This window comes from Janthinobacterium sp. OK676 (genome assembly GCF_900103595.1).
In the GTDB taxonomy this organism is placed as follows: Bacteria; Pseudomonadota; Gammaproteobacteria; order Burkholderiales; family Burkholderiaceae_D; genus Janthinobacterium.
On record NZ_FNHA01000002.1, the window covers coordinates 84103 to 101714 of the forward strand.

General features: G+C 61.1%; 18 protein-coding genes. 7 read left to right on the top strand and 11 right to left on the bottom strand.

Annotation, left to right across the window (positions count from 1 at the left end; all coding sequences use genetic code 11):
- Positions 1–89 precede the first annotated feature (89 nt).
- Both bamE and BLU39_RS03960 read left to right on the top strand, forming a co-directional pair.
- Positions 90–587 (top strand): outer membrane protein assembly factor BamE domain-containing protein, encoded by a 498-nt coding sequence (gene bamE / locus BLU39_RS03955; protein ID WP_092710100.1) that lies wholly within the window; start codon positions 90–92, stop codon positions 585–587.
- A gap of 128 nt (positions 588–715) precedes the next feature.
- Positions 716–2758: an Ig-like domain-containing domain gene (locus tag BLU39_RS03960; protein ID WP_139178153.1), complete on the top strand. Its 2043-nt coding sequence runs from the start codon at positions 716–718 to the stop codon at positions 2756–2758.
- Positions 2759–2797: 39 nt separating this feature from the next.
- On the opposite strand, the gene BLU39_RS03965 is transcribed toward BLU39_RS03960, so the two are convergent.
- From BLU39_RS03965 to BLU39_RS04005, 9 genes are all read right to left on the bottom strand, one after another.
- Positions 2798–4342: a 2-isopropylmalate synthase gene (locus BLU39_RS03965; protein WP_092710108.1), complete on the bottom strand. Its 1545-nt coding sequence runs from the start codon at positions 4340–4342 to the stop codon at positions 2798–2800.
- Between the two features lie 48 nt (positions 4343–4390).
- Complete coding sequence (gene pssA / locus BLU39_RS03970) at positions 4391–5242, bottom strand: CDP-diacylglycerol--serine O-phosphatidyltransferase (protein WP_086136413.1); 852 nt, start codon at positions 5240–5242, stop codon at positions 4391–4393.
- Between the two features lie 154 nt (positions 5243–5396).
- Positions 5397–6152 carry an SIMPL domain-containing protein gene (locus tag BLU39_RS03975; RefSeq protein WP_092710111.1) on the bottom strand — a complete coding sequence of 252 codons (756 nt, stop codon included), beginning with the start codon at positions 6150–6152 and terminating at the stop codon, positions 5397–5399.
- A gap of 101 nt (positions 6153–6253) precedes the next feature.
- Positions 6254–7009: an SIMPL domain-containing protein gene (locus tag BLU39_RS03980; RefSeq protein WP_092710114.1), complete on the bottom strand. Its 756-nt coding sequence runs from the start codon at positions 7007–7009 to the stop codon at positions 6254–6256.
- Positions 7010–7215: 206 nt separating this feature from the next.
- Positions 7216–8454 carry an MFS transporter gene (locus tag BLU39_RS03985; RefSeq protein WP_092710117.1) on the bottom strand — a complete coding sequence of 413 codons (1239 nt, stop codon included), beginning with the start codon at positions 8452–8454 and terminating at the stop codon, positions 7216–7218.
- A 205-nt stretch (positions 8455–8659) separates the two neighbouring features.
- Positions 8660–9070, bottom strand: coding sequence for a hypothetical protein (locus BLU39_RS03990; protein ID WP_092710120.1), 411 nt, complete (start codon positions 9068–9070; stop codon positions 8660–8662).
- A 123-nt stretch (positions 9071–9193) separates the two neighbouring features.
- The gene (ilvC, locus tag BLU39_RS03995) at positions 9194–10210 is read right to left on the bottom strand and encodes a ketol-acid reductoisomerase (RefSeq protein WP_034750044.1); all 1017 of its coding nucleotides are present in this window, start codon (positions 10208–10210) and stop codon (positions 9194–9196) included.
- A gap of 75 nt (positions 10211–10285) precedes the next feature.
- The gene (gene ilvN / locus BLU39_RS04000) at positions 10286–10777 is read right to left on the bottom strand and encodes an acetolactate synthase small subunit (RefSeq protein WP_010399754.1); all 492 of its coding nucleotides are present in this window, start codon (positions 10775–10777) and stop codon (positions 10286–10288) included.
- Positions 10778–10779: 2 nt separating this feature from the next.
- Positions 10780–12531: an acetolactate synthase 3 catalytic subunit gene (locus BLU39_RS04005; RefSeq protein WP_082127698.1), complete on the bottom strand. Its 1752-nt coding sequence runs from the start codon at positions 12529–12531 to the stop codon at positions 10780–10782.
- A 495-nt stretch (positions 12532–13026) separates the two neighbouring features.
- On the opposite strand from BLU39_RS04005, the gene BLU39_RS04010 reads away from it, so the two are divergent.
- The 5 genes from BLU39_RS04010 (at position 13027) to BLU39_RS04030 (ending at position 15776) form a co-directional block, all read left to right on the top strand.
- Positions 13027–13596, top strand: coding sequence for an RNA polymerase sigma factor (locus tag BLU39_RS04010; RefSeq protein ID WP_034779551.1), 570 nt, complete (start codon positions 13027–13029; stop codon positions 13594–13596).
- Positions 13593–13997 (top strand): DUF3619 family protein, encoded by a 405-nt coding sequence (locus BLU39_RS04015; RefSeq protein WP_092710123.1) that lies wholly within the window; start codon positions 13593–13595, stop codon positions 13995–13997. Before BLU39_RS04010 ends, BLU39_RS04015 begins: the two co-directional genes overlap by 4 nt.
- A 2-nt stretch (positions 13998–13999) precedes the next feature.
- Positions 14000–14761, top strand: coding sequence for a DUF3106 domain-containing protein (locus tag BLU39_RS04020; RefSeq protein ID WP_092710126.1), 762 nt, complete (start codon positions 14000–14002; stop codon positions 14759–14761).
- Positions 14751–15284, top strand: coding sequence for an RDD family protein (locus BLU39_RS04025; protein ID WP_092710128.1), 534 nt, complete (start codon positions 14751–14753; stop codon positions 15282–15284). The genes BLU39_RS04020 and BLU39_RS04025 overlap by 11 nt, the downstream gene beginning before the upstream one ends.
- A 63-nt stretch (positions 15285–15347) precedes the next feature.
- Entirely contained in the window at positions 15348–15776 is a 429-nt protein-coding gene (locus BLU39_RS04030) for a group III truncated hemoglobin (protein WP_046683837.1), read from the top strand.
- Here BLU39_RS04030 and BLU39_RS04035 read toward each other — a convergent pair.
- Complete coding sequence (locus BLU39_RS04035) at positions 15773–16531, bottom strand: rRNA pseudouridine synthase (RefSeq protein ID WP_092710131.1); 759 nt, start codon at positions 16529–16531, stop codon at positions 15773–15775. The two genes, BLU39_RS04030 and BLU39_RS04035, sit on opposite strands and share 4 nt — an antisense overlap.
- A 178-nt stretch (positions 16532–16709) precedes the next feature.
- Entirely contained in the window at positions 16710–17549 is an 840-nt protein-coding gene (locus BLU39_RS04040; protein WP_254788904.1) for a class I SAM-dependent methyltransferase, read from the bottom strand.
- Between the last annotated feature and the right edge of the window lie 63 nt (positions 17550–17612).

Genomic DNA, 17612 nt, shown 5'->3' on the forward strand with positions numbered 1-17612 from the left:
AGTATATCGGAAAAATGCCCGCCTGTATCCTGCCGTGCGCGCTTTTCTCGGCGCATGATAGGGTTTTCCTGCATTTCAGGAGGTCAAGCATGAAAAAATTGCTCAAATCAGCAACACCGCTGCTGTTTGCCGCGCTGGCCGGCTGCGCCAGCTGGAACGCCCCGCCGCCCCAGCCGGGCGAACCGCGCGCCGCCGTGGAAGCGCGCCTGGGCCGTCCGACGAATATCTACCAGCTTCCCACGGGAGCGGAACTCGAATACGCGACGGGACCGTACGGCCAGTACACCTACATGGCCCGTTTCGGCCCCGACGACAGGTTGATTTCCTACGAGCAAGTGCTCGACACGCCAGGCTTTGCCCGCATCAAGGTGGGCGTGTCGACCCAGCAAGACGTGCTGCACACCCTGGGCCGCCCGACGGAAACATCGTATCTGCCGCTGCCGAAACTGCACGTCTGGTCCTACCGCTACAAGGAATCGGGCGTGTGGGACTCCATGATGCACGTGCACTTCGACCACGACGGCATCGTGCGCATGATGATGAACGGGCCCGATCCGGACAAGGAGGAGCGGCGCTTCTTCTGGTAACAAAGGGGCATCACTTGTGTGCTCGTGACAATGTGTGAGTTTTTGCACGGCATTAGCCTGTAAAGTCAGGCGAAAAAATGGCCAAACTGACATGCTTGGCCGCTCGCCCACCACCAGCAAGGAAGCAGATGCCCCAACACCCGCACAAAGTCCATCGGTTCAGTCGTTTCTCTTGCCCCGCCATCCCCGCAATCCTGGTATTGACCTCCATGCTGAGCGCATGCGGCGGTGGCGGCGGCAGTGGCAGCAACACCGCACCCGTCACGCCACCCGTGACACCACCACCGACAAGCAGCGCGGATACGCCGCTTTTGCTGACCGCAATCAATGCCGACTCGGCACCCACACTTGCACTGGCCTACGGCGCCACGCCATTGGCCGTGGCGCAAATGGCGGTCGACTGGACAACACGCATCAATACCAGCACTACCGCCTCCCGGACCTGCGGCAACGGCGGCAGTCAGAGTGCCACCTTCATTGATGCGGACGGCAATGGCCGCGTCAGCGCTGGCGACAAGCTGAGCGTGACGTATGCAAACTGCCGCGTCAAGGAACTCGACGGCGTGCTCGACGGCACCATGAACATCGCCTTCACGGCACCGGTGGCACAGCAGCAAATGGCCGGCGTCATCAGCTTCATGCCAGGTTTCGGCGACCGTACGGAAACGCCACGCCAGGATATCATTGGCAGCGTACGCTTCGACTACACCAGTGGAGTCCTCTCCAGGCTGCTGCATGTTTACTCCGACACGCAGCCGTTCGTCATGGCATTTTCCGATGCCACCACCAGCAAGAAAGACACCATTACAGGGCTCGATGTGCAGCATGAATTGCGGCTCGATACCGCGCGCACGGCCACCAGCATCCGCCTCCACCTGGCAAGCAACCTTCTGGGAGGCAGCCTCGATGTCACTACGCGCGCTCCACTGAGCTCGTGGTTCGACAGCTATCCCGATGCGGGCGAACTGCTGCTGAGCGGCGCAAACAACAGCAGGGCCAGCCTGCGCGTCAATGCAAACAATCGCAATCAGTTGGATTCACTGCTTGGCGACACGGTGATCCGCGCGCAGGATAGCCTGGATGTGGGACTTCTCTGGAGCAGCGGCAACTGGCTTCCAGGCAATAAAGCCAATCTGGACTATTACGAAATCAAACCTGTCCTGGCTACCGATTTCAAGCTGCTGGTGTCGCCGGACGTCAGCGCCATGACACCGAGCGGGAGCTTGTCGTGGGCTTATTCCCGGCCGCTCGACACCACCTCTGTGACCGACGCCCTTTTTCAAGGGAAAAGCGCCGATGCTGGCACCATAGAAGCGAAAATCAGCTACAACGGCGCCATCATTACCGTCACGCCATTGAGCCAACTCAAGGCAGGCGCCATCTATGAGGTGAGCCTCAACGCGAAGACGAATGCACTCGTGCGCGATACGGCCGGCAATGCCTTGTTCACCCCAAGGGTGACCGTGAACGTGGTCCAAAGCATACACGCCGCCATCGGCACCGGCGGCATGGCGCCCTTGTTGCTGGGCCCAGCGGGAACGCTGACGCTGGACGCCGGCGCTTCGTCGGCCAACGGAGCCCCCGTCAGCGGCACGCGCTGGCGGCAGGTGTCGGGGCCGGCCTTGACGATGGACAATCCCAACGCCGCCCGCGTCACGCTCTCGAGCGCGACGCCATCAAGGGGTGTCGCGGTGATGGCGCTCGATGCAACGAATGCCGCAGGCGAAACGGACAGCCGGCAGATCAGCATAGACGTGCTGAGCGACCTTTCCCAAGCCTTGGCCTACAGTTCACGCACCGGCAACGGCGAGTTTGAGATCGACAGCACGGCCCGCACCGAGTTCGCACCGAACACGCTCTACGTGGCCAATACAAACGCCTTGCAGTTGCTGTCCCCTACGCGCATCAACGTCTTCCTGCTCGCCATTCCTGGTCTCACCTGGCAGCCGGGGCTGACATTCACTTACGGCGCAGGCAACACCAGCGGCGCCCAGGGCACGGCCAAGGTGGGCTGCTTCGGCGTGAATACAGGCACGGTCCGCGTACTCGATTTCGCGCTTGATGGCGATGGCAAGCTGGCGCGCGCCGCCATTGATTATGACGACAACTGCAACGGCATCGTCACGCAGGCATCGATCCGCTACCGCAGCGACATGCCTGTGCGCAAGTAAGCCGGCGCACGGGCAGGAGGCGCCGCGGGCACGGCGCATCTACGGCTGCGGGTCGATACGCTCATCTTTCGCATGCAGTTTATTGAGCGCCGACAGATACGCCTTGGCCGACGCGACGATGATGTCGGGATCGGCGCCTACGCCGTTGACGATGCGACCGTCACGCGACAATCGCATCGTCACTTCGCCCTGCGACTGCGTGCCCGTGCTGATGGCATTGACGGAGAACAAGACCAGCTCCGCGCCGCTGGCGGCCGCGCTTTCGATGGCGTTGACGGTGGCGTCGACGGGGCCGTCGCCCTGCCCTTCGCAGCTGCGCTGCTCTCCGCCGACGAGAAACTCCACGCGCGCATGCGGCACGGCGCCCGTCGTCGACTGCTGCGTCAGCGCAACAAAACGGTAGTGCTCACTCTCCTGCGCCTGCTGCTCTTCGCTGACGAGGGCCATGATGTCTTCGTCGAAAATCTCGGATTTCCGGTCGGCCAGTTCCTTGAAGCGCAGGAAGGCCGCGTTGACTTCCACTTCCGACTCCAGAGAAATACCCAGCTCCTGCAGCCGCTGCTTGAAGGCATTGCGCCCCGACAGTTTGCCCAGGACGATCTTGTTGGCGGTCCAGCCCACGTCTTCGGCACGCATGATTTCATACGTCTCGCGCGCCTTCAAAATGCCGTCCTGGTGGATGCCGGACGCGTGCGCAAAGGCGTTCGCGCCGACGACGGCCTTGTTCGGCTGCACGGCAAAGCCCGTGATCTGCGACACCATTTTCGACGCCGCCACGATCTGCGTCGTGTCAATGCCCACCGTCAGGTTGTAATAGGCGGCGCGCGTGCGCAGCGCCATCACCACTTCTTCCAGCGCCGTGTTGCCGGCCCGCTCGCCGAGGCCATTGACCGTGCATTCGATCTGCCGCGCGCCGCCTATCATGACCCCGGCCAGCGAATTGGCCACAGCCAGGCCCAGGTCGTTATGGCAATGCACGGACCAGATGGCCTTGTCGGAATTCGGTATGCGTTCGCGCAAGCGCTTGATGGTGTTGCCGAAGATTTCGGGCACGGCATAACCGACCGTGTCGGGGAAGTTGATGGTGGTGGCGCCCTCGGCGATCACGCCCTCGAGCACGCGGCACAAAAAATCCTCGTCGGAGCGGCTGCCGTCTTCGGGGCTGAATTCGATGTCGTCCGTGAACTGGCGCGCAAAGCGCACGGCATTTTGCGCCTGCAGCAAGACTTCTTCGGGCGTCATGCGCAGCTTCATCTGCATGTGCAGGGGCGAGGTGGCGATGAAAGTGTGGATGCGCTTGCGCTCGGCCGGGGCCAGGGCTTCGGCGGCGCGGGCGATGTCGCGGTCGTTGGCGCGCGACAGCGAGCAGATGGTGGATTCTCGCACGGCCCCGGCAATCGCGCGTATCGACTCGAAGTCGCCTTGCGATGCGGCGGCGAAGCCCGCTTCGATCACGTCGACCTTCATGCGCTCGAGCTGCTTGGCGATGCGCAGCTTTTCCTCGCGCGTCATGGACGCGCCCGGCGATTGCTCGCCGTCGCGCAAGGTGGTGTCAAAAATGATGAGTCGGTTGCTGGTGTTCATGGCTGCTCCTGGCTGGCTGAAGACTGGCGACGCTACCGACTCAGCGCATCAATGCTCGGGGTCGGTCTGGATAATGCTGACGGGCTTGCCCTTCGCCATGCGCCAGAAAAACACGGCGTAGCCGGACAGGCCATAGGCGACGAAAATCGGGAACAGCACTTTCGGCGGGTCGATGGAAATGAGCGCGAAGAACAGTGCCAGCAGGAAGACCACGATGAAGGGCACGGACTTGCGGAAATTCACATCCTTGAAACTGTAGAACGGCACGTTGGTGACCATGGTCAGGCCGGAGAACAGGGCGATCGTCCACGACACCCAGGCCAGCTGGTTGCCGGCAAATTCCAGGTCGTTCATGAGCAGGATGAAGCCGGCCACCATGGCCGCCGCCGCCGGGCTGGGCAAGCCCTGGAAGAAGCGTTTGTCGACCACGGCGATGTTCGTGTTGAAGCGGGCCAGGCGCAGGGCGGCGCCGGCGCAGTAGACGAAGGCGGCCAGCCAGCCCAGCTTGCCCATGCCGCGCAGCGACCATTCATAGATCACCAGCGCCGGCGCGGCGCCGAACGAGACCATGTCGGACAAGCTGTCGTACTGGGCGCCGAATTCGCTCTGCGTATTCGTCAGGCGGGCGATGCGGCCATCGAGGCCGTCGAGGATCATGGCGATGAAGATGGCCCAGGCCGCGTGTTCAAATTTCTGGTTCATGGCCATGACGATGGCGTAGAAGCCGCAAAACAGGGCTGCCGTCGTGAAGGCGTTCGGCAACAGGTAGATGCCGCGGCGGCGCAAGGTTTTCTTGCCAGTGCCATCGGTCACCGGCTGGCGCACGAATTTGCTGAAGCGGGACGCTTTGGATGCTGCGGGAGTGCCGTTCTTGCCTCTACGACGGGGGAAGTTTGCCATGTTGTTCCATATTTGTGTACTGCGGGAATCGGTGCCAGATGGCGGGCGCATGACTGTCACCGCATGCGCCCGCCGATATTGTCATTATAGAGGAGCCACCGCCAAAGAAAAGCGTGGCGGCGTCAAGCTGGCAATATTGACGCCGATTCAAGCATTATTTGAACTTGACCTTGGCCACCAGGCCCATGTTCAGGGTCGTTTCGCCCGGTTCAAAACTCGGTTCGGCCACCTGGCTGCCGCCATACGCCATCGCATCGGCGCTCATGTTGCGCGCGCCGGCCACGTTGACGCGCTGCGCATAATTGCCCGAGCCTTCGAAATCGATGGTGTCGATCACGGCGTCACCGACATTGCGGCCCATGGCGCCGGCGATGGCTGCCACGCGCTCGTTGAGGTTCTTGTAGGCGGCCGCGATGCGCTGGTCGTCGAGCTTGCGGATGGTGGCGGGCGCCAGGCCGAAATTCAGGCGATTCAGGGTCAGCACGCCTTGCGCCGCGGACACGGTCTTCGGCAAGGCGGCCAGGTTGGTCGTCGTTACCTGCAGATACTGGCCCACTCGCCAGCCGGTCGGCACTCTGGGCTTGGCGGCCACGCCCGGTGGCAGCGGTGCCGTTTCCGGGTAGACGGCATACGTGTAATAGCCCTGGGTTTTCAGCACGGCTTGCGGATCGGCTTTCTTGACGATGGCCGCGCCCTGGTTCATCTTCTGGTTCACGCGCGATGCGGCAGCGGCCTTGTCCTTGTCCTGCTCTTCGACGGCCAGGGTGACGGTCACCTGGTCGTTCGCATGCACCACTTCGCCGTTGGCGGGCACGACCACGAGGGTGCCGGAAGTGGGCAAGGCCTGGGCGTGAGCGCCCAGGGCAACGGTAGCGGCGGCTGCGGCCAGCAGTGATTTCATGACGATCATGGAGTTCTCCTGAAAAATATGGGGGCAAAAACGACCATGGGGCCAACAGCCCCATGATTTTTAAAACAGTCTAACGCGGAAGTATTTCCACGCTAATCAGCTTACTTGAACTTCACCTTGCCGACGACACGCATGTCGAGAGTCGTTTCGCCCGGTTCGAAGCTCGGTTCGGCAACGGTGCTGTCTTCGGCCATCTTGGCGCTGCGCATCATCATCGGTGCGGCGGCGGGACGGCTTTCCGTGGCGTAGTTGCCCGAACCTTCGAAGTCCACCGTATCGAGCACGGCGTCGGAGACGTTGCGGCCCATGGCCTTGGCGATGGCGGCCACGCGCTCGTTCAGGTTTTTGTACGTGGCGGCGATGCGCTGGTCATCGAGCAAACGGACGGTTTCCGGCTTCAGGCCGAAATTCAAACCGTTCAGGGTCAGCACGCCTTGCGCCGCCGACACGGTTTTTGGCAGGGACGCCAGATTGGCCGTCGTCACTTCCAGATACTGGCCGACGCGCCACGCCGTTGGCAGACGCGGCTTGGCAACGGCGCCAGCCGGCAGCGGACGCTCTTCCGGATACACGGGATAGGTGTAGTAGCCGTACGATTTCAATGCTGCCGACGGGTCGGCCTGCTTGACGATGGCGATACCCTTGTTCATCTTCTGGTTGACACGCGACGCGGCCGCGGCTTTGTCCTTGTCCTGTTCTTCGACGGCCAGGGTAGCGACCACCTGGTCATTGACATGCTTGACTTCGCCAAACGCGGGTACGACCACCAGGGTGCCGTTGGTCGGCAAGGATTGAGCTTGCGCGCTCAGGGCAACGGTGGCTGCGGCGGCAACAAGGACGGATTTCATCACGGTCATGGGGGTACTCCTAGGTAGTTAATATGGCTGACAGCCAGCGAAGGGAGCAGTTTTGCCGCCCCTTTCACTTGAGAAACTTGTCAAACTGTGTAGATTCTAACGCCTCATTCATTCCCGTGGCGCAAATTAACAAATCGTCACAAAATGCGCCAGCCAGTCACATCTGGTCACATTTCAACACAGTGTCATCATAAATAACAATGTTATCAGTGGCTGGCCACCGCACCGCCACTGCGCCGGCCCGGCTTGAAACTGTGGCGGTGCGCGCGCCAGGCGATGGTCAAGGCCACCAGCAGCAAGGCCAGCATGGCCCAGGGGAACGATGCCGCGCCATAGCCGTCGAGCAGCAGGCCGCCCGCCAGGCCGCCGCCCGCGATGGCCACGTTCCAGATGGTTGCCACCATGGCCTGCGCCACGTCCATGCCGTCGCCGGCCGCGTCCGCCGACGCCGTCTGCAGCAAGGTGCCGGCGCCGCCAAAGGTGACGCCCCAGATGGCCATGCTCACATAGATGACGATGGCCGAGTCCATCGCCAGGCCCAGCGCGATCACCACGATGGCAAAGGCGGCGATGCAGCCCAGCACGAGCTTGCGCAGCCAGCGGTCGATCAGCTGGCTGACCAGCCAGATGCCGGCCAGCGAGCCCACGCCATACACGAGCAGCACCAGGTCGACGCGGGGACGCAAGCCGGACGGCGCGAGGAATGGCGCGATGTAGGTATACAGAATGTTATGCGCCAGCATCCAGGCGACGATCACGGCAAGAATCGGCCGCACGCCCGGCGTCATGAATACCTGGCGGATCGACAGGCGCTCGCCATTCTTTTGCCCCGGATAATCGGGCACGGCCAGCAGCACCCACGCGACCAGCACGACTGCCAGGCCCGACATGATGCCGAAGATGCTGCGCCAGCCCAGCACGCCCCCCATCAGGGTGCCCAGCGGCACGCCCAAGGACAGGGCCAGCGGCGTGCCGATCATGGCAATGGCCATCGCCCTGCCCTGCTGTTCGACACGCACCATGCGGCGCGCGTAGCCGGCCATCAAGCCCCAGGCCAGCCCGGCGGCCATGCCCGTGACGAAGCGCGAAACCAGGGCAACGATATAGTTGGGCGCCAGGGCCGTCGCCGTATTGAAGATCAAGAAGCCGGTAATGGCCAGCAACAAGACATTGCGCCGGCGCCAGCCGCTCGTCAGGGCCGTCAGGGGAATGGCCGTCAGGATGGAGCCGATGGCGTAGACGGTCACCAGCTGGCCCGTCATGACTTCGGAAATACCGAGGTCGCGGGCAATCTGCGGCAGCAAGCCGGCGGGCAAGGTTTCCGACAGGAGAGCGAGAAACGCCGTCATGGCCAGGGCCAGCAAGGCCAATACGGGAAGGCGTTCGGAAACGGGGGGTTCGGCAGTGCCCGGCATGGGTACTGCGGCGGTAGTGCGGTCGGTCATAGGGGTCCTTCAGATTGCGCAAGCGGCTGGTGAACCAGCGCCTGGCGTGCTACGAAAGCGGTGATGCGCGTTGCGGTCGGCAGATACCGAAACAGATGCAGTCAAGTATGAAACTGCAAAGGAAGGGCGGGATTATATAGGAATATAAAAAGACAGGAGGCGGGCGAAAAACGTGCGGGCGAAAGCAGCCGTGCTCAAGCTGGCGTCATGCAGGCGTCATGCAGGCGTCATTGGCCGCCTTGCGTGGCGAAAACCAGGCATTCGATTTCGGACTGTACAGGAAGGCGCAGATGACGGCGAACATGAGCGCGCCAGGCAAGACGTCCATCTTCAGCGGCAAGGTCGCCAGGCAGAATGCAATGTCGATCCCGCCCCACACCAGATACGCCGTGCGCGCGCCGCGCTGCCTTTGCAGCATGGCCACCGCTGCCACCAGGTTAATGCCCATGCTAAACATCAAAATCGCGTATTGCACTTCGGCGGGAATCACGCTGTGCCCCATTCCAGCCAGCATGGCGGGATCGTTGCGGCCGAGGTAGGACGACACCAGCGCTGACAGCGAGCCGATGACCAGAAACCAGCAGCTGATGGTCACCAGGAAGGGGCGCTTGACCACATGAAGGTTGCCGACAAAAACTTTGGAAAAAACAAGCATGAGGCTGGCGGTATTGTTGAATGACCTTGATTGTAATAAAAAAAAGCCGGCTTGCGCCGGCTTCTTGTGAAGAACGATAACTACTTAGTTCTTCGACTGGTCAACCATCTTGTTCTTGGCGATCCAAGGCATCATGGCGCGCAGTTTCGCGCCCACTTCTTCGATCTGGTGCTCGGACGTCAAACGGCGGCGCGAGATCAGGGTCGGTGCACCTGCCTTGTTTTCCAGGATGAAGCTCTTTGCGTATTCGCCCGTTTGGATGTCTTTCAGGCATTGACGCATCGCATCCTTGGTGGCCGACGTCACGACTTTAGGACCGGTCACGTATTCGCCATATTCGGCGTTGTTCGAGATCGAGTAATTCATGTTGGCGATGCCGCCTTCATAGATCAGGTCGACGATCAGCTTCAGTTCGTGCAAGCACTCGAAGTACGCCATTTCAGGCGCGTAGCCCGCTTCCGTCAGGGTTTCGAAGCCGGCCTTGATCAGTTCCACGGCGCCGCCGCACAGCACGGCTTGTTCGCCGAACAAGTCCGTTTCGGTTTCTTCACGGAAGTTCGTTTCGATGATGCCGGCACGGCCGCCGCCGTTGGCCGAAGCGTACGACAGGGCGATATCGCGGGCGATGCCCGATTTGTCCTGGTACACGGCGATCAGGTGGGGCACGCCGCCACCCTGGGTGTAGGTGGCGCGCACGGTGTGGCCCGGGGCTTTCGGCGCGACCATGATCACGTCCAGGTCGGCGCGTGGCACGACTTGGCCGTAATGCACGTTGAAGCCGTGAGCAAAGGCCAGCACGGCGCCTTGCTTGGCGAACGGCGCGATGTTTTCGTTGTAGACCTGAGCGATGTTTTCATCTGGCAGCAAGATCATGATGACGTCGGCCGCTTTCACGGCGTCGTTGACTTCCGCCACTTTCAGGCCGGCTTGCTCGACCTTGGTCCACGAAGCGCCGCCCTTGCGCAGGCCGACGGTGACGTTGACGCCCGAATCGTTCAGGTTTTGCGCGTGAGCATGGCCTTGCGAACCGTAGCCGATGATGGCAACGTTTTTGCCTTTGATCAAGGAGAGGTCAGCGTCTTTGTCGTAAAAAACTTTCATGGTATTTCCTATATATTTGATGATGCGTTGTTGTTTTAAATGCGGCGCCAGGGCCGCGTAGTGCTGCTTATATTTTTATACTTTGAGGATGCGTTCGCCGCGGCCGATGCCGGAACCGCCCGTGCGGACGGTTTCCAGGATGGCGGCACGGTCGATCGAATCGATGAACGCGTCGAGCTTGACCTTGTTGCCGGTCAGTTCGATCGTGTACGTCTTTTCGGTGACATCGATGATGCGGCCACGGAAGATATCGGCGGTGCGCTTCATTTCCTCGCGCTCCTTGCCCACGGCCCGAACCTTGATCAGCATCAACTCGCGTTCGATATGCTGGCCTTCGGTCAAGTCCACCACCTTCACCACCTCGATGAGGCGGTTCAAGTGCTTGGTGATCTGCTCGATGATGTCGTCCGAACCGCTGGTGACGATGGTCATGCGCGACAGGGTCGAGTCTTCCGTCGGCGCCACCGTCAATGTTTCGATGTTGTAGCCGCGTGCCGAGAACAGGCCCACCACGCGCGACAGGGCGCCCGCTTCGTTTTCCAGCAAGACAGAAATAATATGGCGCATGATTAGAGATCCTCCGAACCGAGCATCATTTCGGACAGGCCCTTGCCGGCTTTCACCATTGGCCACACGTTTTCGGACTGGTCGGTAATGAAGTTCATGAATACCAGCCTGTCTTTCATGCCAAACGCCTCTTTCAGGGCGCCGTCGACGTCGCCCGGTTTTTCAATTTTCATGCCCACGTGGCCATACGCTTCGGCCAGCTTCTCGAAGTCGGGCAGCGAATCCATGTACGACTCGGAATAGCGCGAACCGTAATCGATTTCCTGCCACTGGCGCACCATGCCGAGGAAACGGTTGTTGAGCATGATGATCTTCGGCGTCAGGTGATACTGCTTGCACGTCGCCAATTCCTGGATGCACATCTGGATCGACCCTTCGCCCGTGATGCAGGCAACGGTGGCGTCCGGATTGGCCATCTGCACGCCCATGGCGTACGGCAAGCCCACCCCCATGGTGCCCAGGCCGCCGGAATTGATCCAGCGGCGTGGCTTGTCGAAGCCATAGTATTGCGCGGCCCACATCTGGTGCTGGCCCACGTCGGACGTGATGAAGGCGTCGCCCTTGGTGATCTGGAAGACTTTTTCCACCACGGATTGCGGCTTGATGACCAGGTCGGAGGTCGGGTATTTCAGGCATTCGCGGCCACGCCATTCGGCGATCTGCTTCCACCAGTTGCTCAGGGCATTGACGTTCGGCTTGGCTTCGGCCGCGTCCAGTTGCGCGAGGAACTCGATCAGCACGTCCTTGACGTTGCCGACGATGGGGATATCGACCTTGACGCGTTTGGAAATCGACGATGGATCGATGTCCACGTGGATGATCTTGCGCGGATGCGAGGCGAAATGTTTCGGGTTGCCGATCACGCGGTCATCGAAACGGGCGCCGATGGCGATCAGCACGTCGCAGTTCTGCATCGCCATGTTCGCTTCATAGGTGCCGTGCATGCCGGGCATGCCGACATACTGCTCGCTCGAGGCGCGGTAGCCGCCCAGGCCCATCAAGGTGTTGGTGCACGGGAAACCCAGGCGGTCGACCAGCTTGTTCAGCTCGGGAGCCGCATGCGCGAGGATCACGCCGCCGCCCGTGTAGATCATCGGGCGTTCGGCTTGCAGCAACAGCTGCACGGCCTTGCGGATCTGGCCCGAGTGGCCCTTGTCGACGGGACGGTAGGAACGCATCTCGACTTCCTTCGGATAGTCGAAGTTGCATTTGTGCATGCTGATATCCTTGGGGATATCGACCAGCACGGGTCCCGGACGGCCGGTACGGGCGATGAAGAAGGCTTTCTTGATCGTCGCTGCCAGGTCCTTGACGTCCTTGACGAGGAAGTTGTGCTTGACGACGGGGCGCGTGATGCCGACCGTGTCGCATTCCTGGAACGCATCCTGGCCGATGGCGTGGCTCGGCACCTGGCCGGAAATCACGACCATGGGAATCGAGTCCATGTACGCGGTCGACAGGCCCGTGACGGCATTCGTGACGCCCGGACCGGACGTGACGATGGCAACACCGACTTTGTTCGAGCTGCGCGAATAGGCATCGGCGGCGTGGATCGCGGCCTGCTCGTGGCGTACCAGGATATGCTGGAATTTGTTTTGCTGGAAGATGGCGTCGTAGATGTAGAGTACGGCTCCGCCCGGATATCCAAAGACGTGCTCGACGCCCTCTTCAGCCAGACAGCGCACGACAATTTCTGCGCCCGTGATCGGTCCTGTTGTGGAACCTGTTGCAGGTCCCTTTGCTTCGGTATTCATGAAACATTCCTTTCAAGGTCCATTGGAGATTGATCGGATGTTCTTTCCTGACGAAGTTCGCTGTGCGCGACAGTGCTCCTGCTTCCCTTTTCATGCGGTCACGCAATTTCTTTGGGCACCCATAGATACCTTACAAAACCACGCTTAACGCAACTCGTTTGGCTGGAGTTTCTGTGGCGCCTGTACGAACCGCTCGCGCTTGTGGCGCGGGTTAGAACAAACTGCCTACAAATGAAAGCGCGTCTTGTCGCGGATGGCCTTGTGTGCCGGTCGCGACCTGACCATAGGGCTTTGGGGTGTTCAAAGCGTCCCATACGTTATCGCGTTGCACCATTGTGGTCAAGGAAAATGTCAGCCAAAAGGCCATTTTGCTCGCACGCCGTGCAAAAAGCCTGCGGAAACGCACATTTTTTGCTAGCATGCACGGGGTTGCAAAAAGCATACCCGCCCCATTTCGCCCACCGCACCCCGCAGCCGCTAAGATCCCCATACCGCATGGCAACAGACAAAGAATTATCCGACTTTCTAGAAAATGTCGAGCGGCGCGCTTTCAAGCAGGCCGCCTACGCGGTCCGCAAGGAAGAATCGGCACTCGACATCGTGCAGGATGCCATGATCAAGCTGGCAGAGAAATACGGCGACAAGCCGGCCGCCGAGCTGCCGATGTTGTTCCAGCGTATCTTGCAGAACACCATACTCGATTATTTCCGCCGCGAAAAAGTTCGCAACACCTGGGTCAGCCTGTTTTCCGGCATGAAGCCCTCGGGCGACGAGCATGAAGATTTTGATATACTTGATACTTATGAATCGGAACAGGGCTCCAGCGCCGCCGAATCGTCGGCCGACCAGGTCGAACGCGCGCAAATCCTTGATTTGATTGATGCAGAGGTACAAAAACTGCCCTCACGTCAACGCGAAGCCTTCCTCATGCGTTATTGGCAGGACATGGATGTGGCTGAAACAGCGGAAGCGATGGGTTGCTCCGAAGGTAGCGTGAAAACACATTGCTCCAGAGCTACCCACACGCTCGCCGAATCGCTGAAAGCCAAGGGAATAAAATTATGAACACCGACGATCTCAATTTCGCTTACAAAGTGCGCCATGCACTGAACGAAAAACTCGACGACCTGCCCGCATCGGCCACCGATCGCCTGGCAGCGGCACGCAAGCTGGCCCTGTCGCGCAAGAAGGCGGACGCGCCTGCCGCCGTCGCCGTGCGCAAGGACGTGTTCGCAGGCATCGCCAGCAACCTGTTCGTCGAGCCGCTGTCGTGGCTGGGCCGCATGAGCGTCATCATCCCCCTGCTGCTGCTCGTTGGCGGCCTGGTGGGCATCTATCAGTTTGAGCAGGAACAACATATTGCCGAACTGGCAGAAATCGACGCGGCCGTGCTGTCGGACGAGTTGCCGCTGTCTGCGTACATGGACCATGGCTTCAACGCCTACCTGACGAAACGCGAGCAATAAGCATGGCACGCTCGAGCGTACGCAAAGGCTGGCTGGCTGGCGGCATCGGCCTGGGTGCGTGCGCCCTGGCGGGCGCCGCCTGGGTAGGTGCGCAGCAACATGCCGCTCCCGCCGCTCCTCCCGTGGCAGCCGCGCCCGTGGCGGCGCCTGCCCCTGCCCCGGCAGTCAAGCCCGGCTCGCCCCGCACGGGCGGCAAGGGTGGCACGCCGAAGGCCAGCGACAACCCGTCTTGGAACAAGCTGTCGCGCGCGCAGCAAGAAGCCCTGCAGCCACTGGCAAGCGAATGGAACAAGCTGGAACCCTTGCGCAAGCAGAAATGGCTCGATATCGCCAGCCGTTTCGCCTCCATGACGCCCGACGAACAAACCCGCGTGCATGAACGCATGCGCGAATGGGTCAAGCTGACGCCGGAACAGCGCCGCCTCGTGCGCGAAAACTATACGCGCACGAAGAAGATTGATCCGGGTCAAAAAACGGCGCAATGGGAGCAATACCAGCAATTGCCGGAAGATCAAAAGAAAAAGCTGGCGACGGAACTCGTGCCGAAAAAACCGCTGGGTAAAGTGCCCGCAATTAATTCCAACACGAGCAAGCCGCCCGTGATCGTGCCTCCCGCCACGCCGGCGGCGCCTGCCGCCGCGCCTGTCATGCCGCCTGCCCCCGCAGCGGCGACCGTGCCGGCCAGCGATCCTGCTGCGGCCCCGGCCGCCGTGCCCGTCACGCCACCTGCCACGCCCGCCCCACTGCCAACCAATGCCAAATAGCACGCCTGCCGCCAGCATCACCCATCCCACCATCAAGCGCCGCCTGATTTCCATGGTGTACGAGTCGCTGCTGGCCCTGGCCGTGCTGTTTTTACCCTTTCTCGTGTTTGAACTGATCGTGCAAGGCGCGCATACGCCGTTGACGGAACACATGCGCCAATGCCTGGCCTTCCTCGTCATGGGCGCGTATTTCATCCATCAATGGAGCCGCGAAGGGCAAACCCTGGCCATGAAGACGTGGCGCTTGCAACTGGTGCTGCCAGGCCACGCCCACGTGCCGCTGCGCGTGGCCGCGTACCGCTACGTCCTGTCATGGATGTGGCTGCTGCCGGCGCTGCTGGTGTCGTATCTGCTGGACTTGCGGCACTGGACGGCCCTGGGCGCCATCGGCGTGGGCATCCTGGCCTGGTCATGCACGGCCCTGTTCACGGGCAATGGACAATTCCTGCACGACAAGCTGGTGGGCACGCAGATCGTGCAATTGCCAGCCCCTGCCAAGAAGCCGAAGAAAGTCGCCGCCTGAGTTTTTAAGCGGCTTGACCTGGGTCATTGAAGCGCCAAGGGGGCTCTGCGATCATGGCATGCCATGAAGAATACCGCCCCCCTCCCCCACACACGCTTCGCCCCCTACCGCGAGGAAGTCTGCAGCGAAGACGAAGTCAAGCATCTCGTCCACACCTTTTATGCGGCTGCGCGCGACGACGCCATGCTGGGCCCCATCTTTGCCGCCGAGGTCAAGGATTGGGATGCTCACCTGGCAACATTGATCGATTTCTGGTCAGGCTTGCTGCGCGGCACCATGCGCTACCACGGCAAGCCGCTGGCCCAGCACGCGCAAATGGAAAACCTCACGCCCTGCATGTTCCGCCGCTGGCTGACCCTGTTCTTTGCCACGACGGAAAGCATGGGCAATGCAGCCCTGCAAGAGAAGGCCGACACCATCGCCTTGAATATCGCCGAGCGGCTATGGAAAAGCTTTGCGGAAAGCCATTCCATCACGGCGCCGCAGCTTTAGAAGCGTTCGTAGCCTTGCAGATAGCGCCACTGGCCCGACGGCATGGCGCCCATCGGGATGCGGCCGATGCGCAGGCGCTTCATGCCGACCACGTCCAGCCCCACCATCTTGCACATGTGGGCGATCTGGCCCGGCTGCACGTTTTTCAGGGCAAAGCGCAAGCGCGTTTCATTCTGCCAGCTGACCTTGATCGGCGGCAAAGGCTTGCCATTGAAGGGCAAGCCGTGATTCAGCAGCGCCAGGCCGTTTTCAGCGATGGCGCCCGACACTTCCACGATGAATTCCTGCTCCACCGTTTTCGCTTCGTCGACCAGCTTGCGGGCCACGCGGAAATCCTGCGTGAACACGAGCAGGCCGGACGCCATGGTGTCGAGCGGATTGGTGATGGTCAAACCGATCAGGTGGCGCTTGAGGAAGCGCGTGACGGAGCTGGGCGCCACATTGTCCGGCGTGAAAATCTCTTCGGGACGCAAGCAGCTGAGCGCCGGCTTGCCTTCGCTGCCGATACCGCCATTGATGCCAGCCGGCTTGTGCAGCAGGATCGTCACGGGCGGCATCTCGTCCAGGGTCGCGTTCGGCAACAGCACCACTTCCTGGTTGTCCGCCACACGCGCGCCCGACTCTTCCACCAGCACGCCATCGACCGTCACCCAGCCGCCCTCGATATACAGCTCGGCCTCGCGGCGCGAACAGGGCACGTCTTCAGACAGGCGTTTGGCCAGGCGGACGGTGGGCATTTCGATTGGTGTGGTCATGGGAAGGCGCAAAAAGCAAGGGAGGAGAAAGCCGGTATTGTAACCGACCCGCTCCTCCCCTCTTGTTGCCGTTGTTGCTGATTGCCCGGTGGTTGTCGGATTACGCGCTTGCGCGCTAATCCGACCTACGTGGCGCATCAGCTAGCTTGGATTAGCGGCTTGCCGCGTAATCCAGCAATCAGGCTGTCGCCTTGGCCAATTCCTCGGCAAAGAAACGGTGCCCCATCTCTTCCAGGCCCAGGGTCTGCAACACTTCCTGCAGGCGCTCCGTCGGGCGCTGGCGCGGCAGGTTCTTGTAGCTGGCGATGATCAGTTCATTCTTCATCGAATGTTCCCAGCCCACCAGTTCCGTCACGCTGACCTGGTAGCCATGCGCTTCCAACTGCAGGCAGCGCAGCACGTTGGTGATCTGGCTGCCGAACTCGCGCGTGTGCAGCGGATGGCGCCACAGTTCCGTCAAGACGTTCTTGCCCAGGCTCTTGCCCTTGTTCTTCTTTAGCACGGACGCCACTTCCGCCTGGCAGCACGGCACAAGCACCATGAATTTCGCCTTTTTCTTCAGGGCGAAGTGGATCGCGTCATCGGTGGCCGTGTTGCACGCATGCAAGGCCGTGACGATGTCGATCTGCTGGGGCAATAAATTCGATTCCGTCGATTCGGCCACGGACAGCGGCAGGAACGACATGCCGGGGAACTTGAATTTCTTCGCCAGTTCCTGCGAGCGCTGCACCAGTTCTTCGCGCGTCTCGATGCCGTAGATGTGCGAACCGTCGTTGCCATTCTTGAAGAACAGGTCGTACAGGATGAAGCCGAGATACGACTTGCCGGCGCCGTGGTCGACCAGCGAGACGCCGGGATGGTCGAGCTGCACCTCGCGCAGCAGCGGCTCGATGAACTGCGTCAGGTGGTACACCTGCTTGAGCTTGCGGCGGCTGTCCTGGTTCATCTTGCCGTCGCGCGTCAGGATGTGCAATTCCTGCAGCAAGGCGACCGACTGGCCATCCTTGATCTCGGGCATGTTGCTGGCGGCCGTGATGACGTCTTTCGGCGCGGCGGGTACATTTGCGGCTGGCGCCGCGCC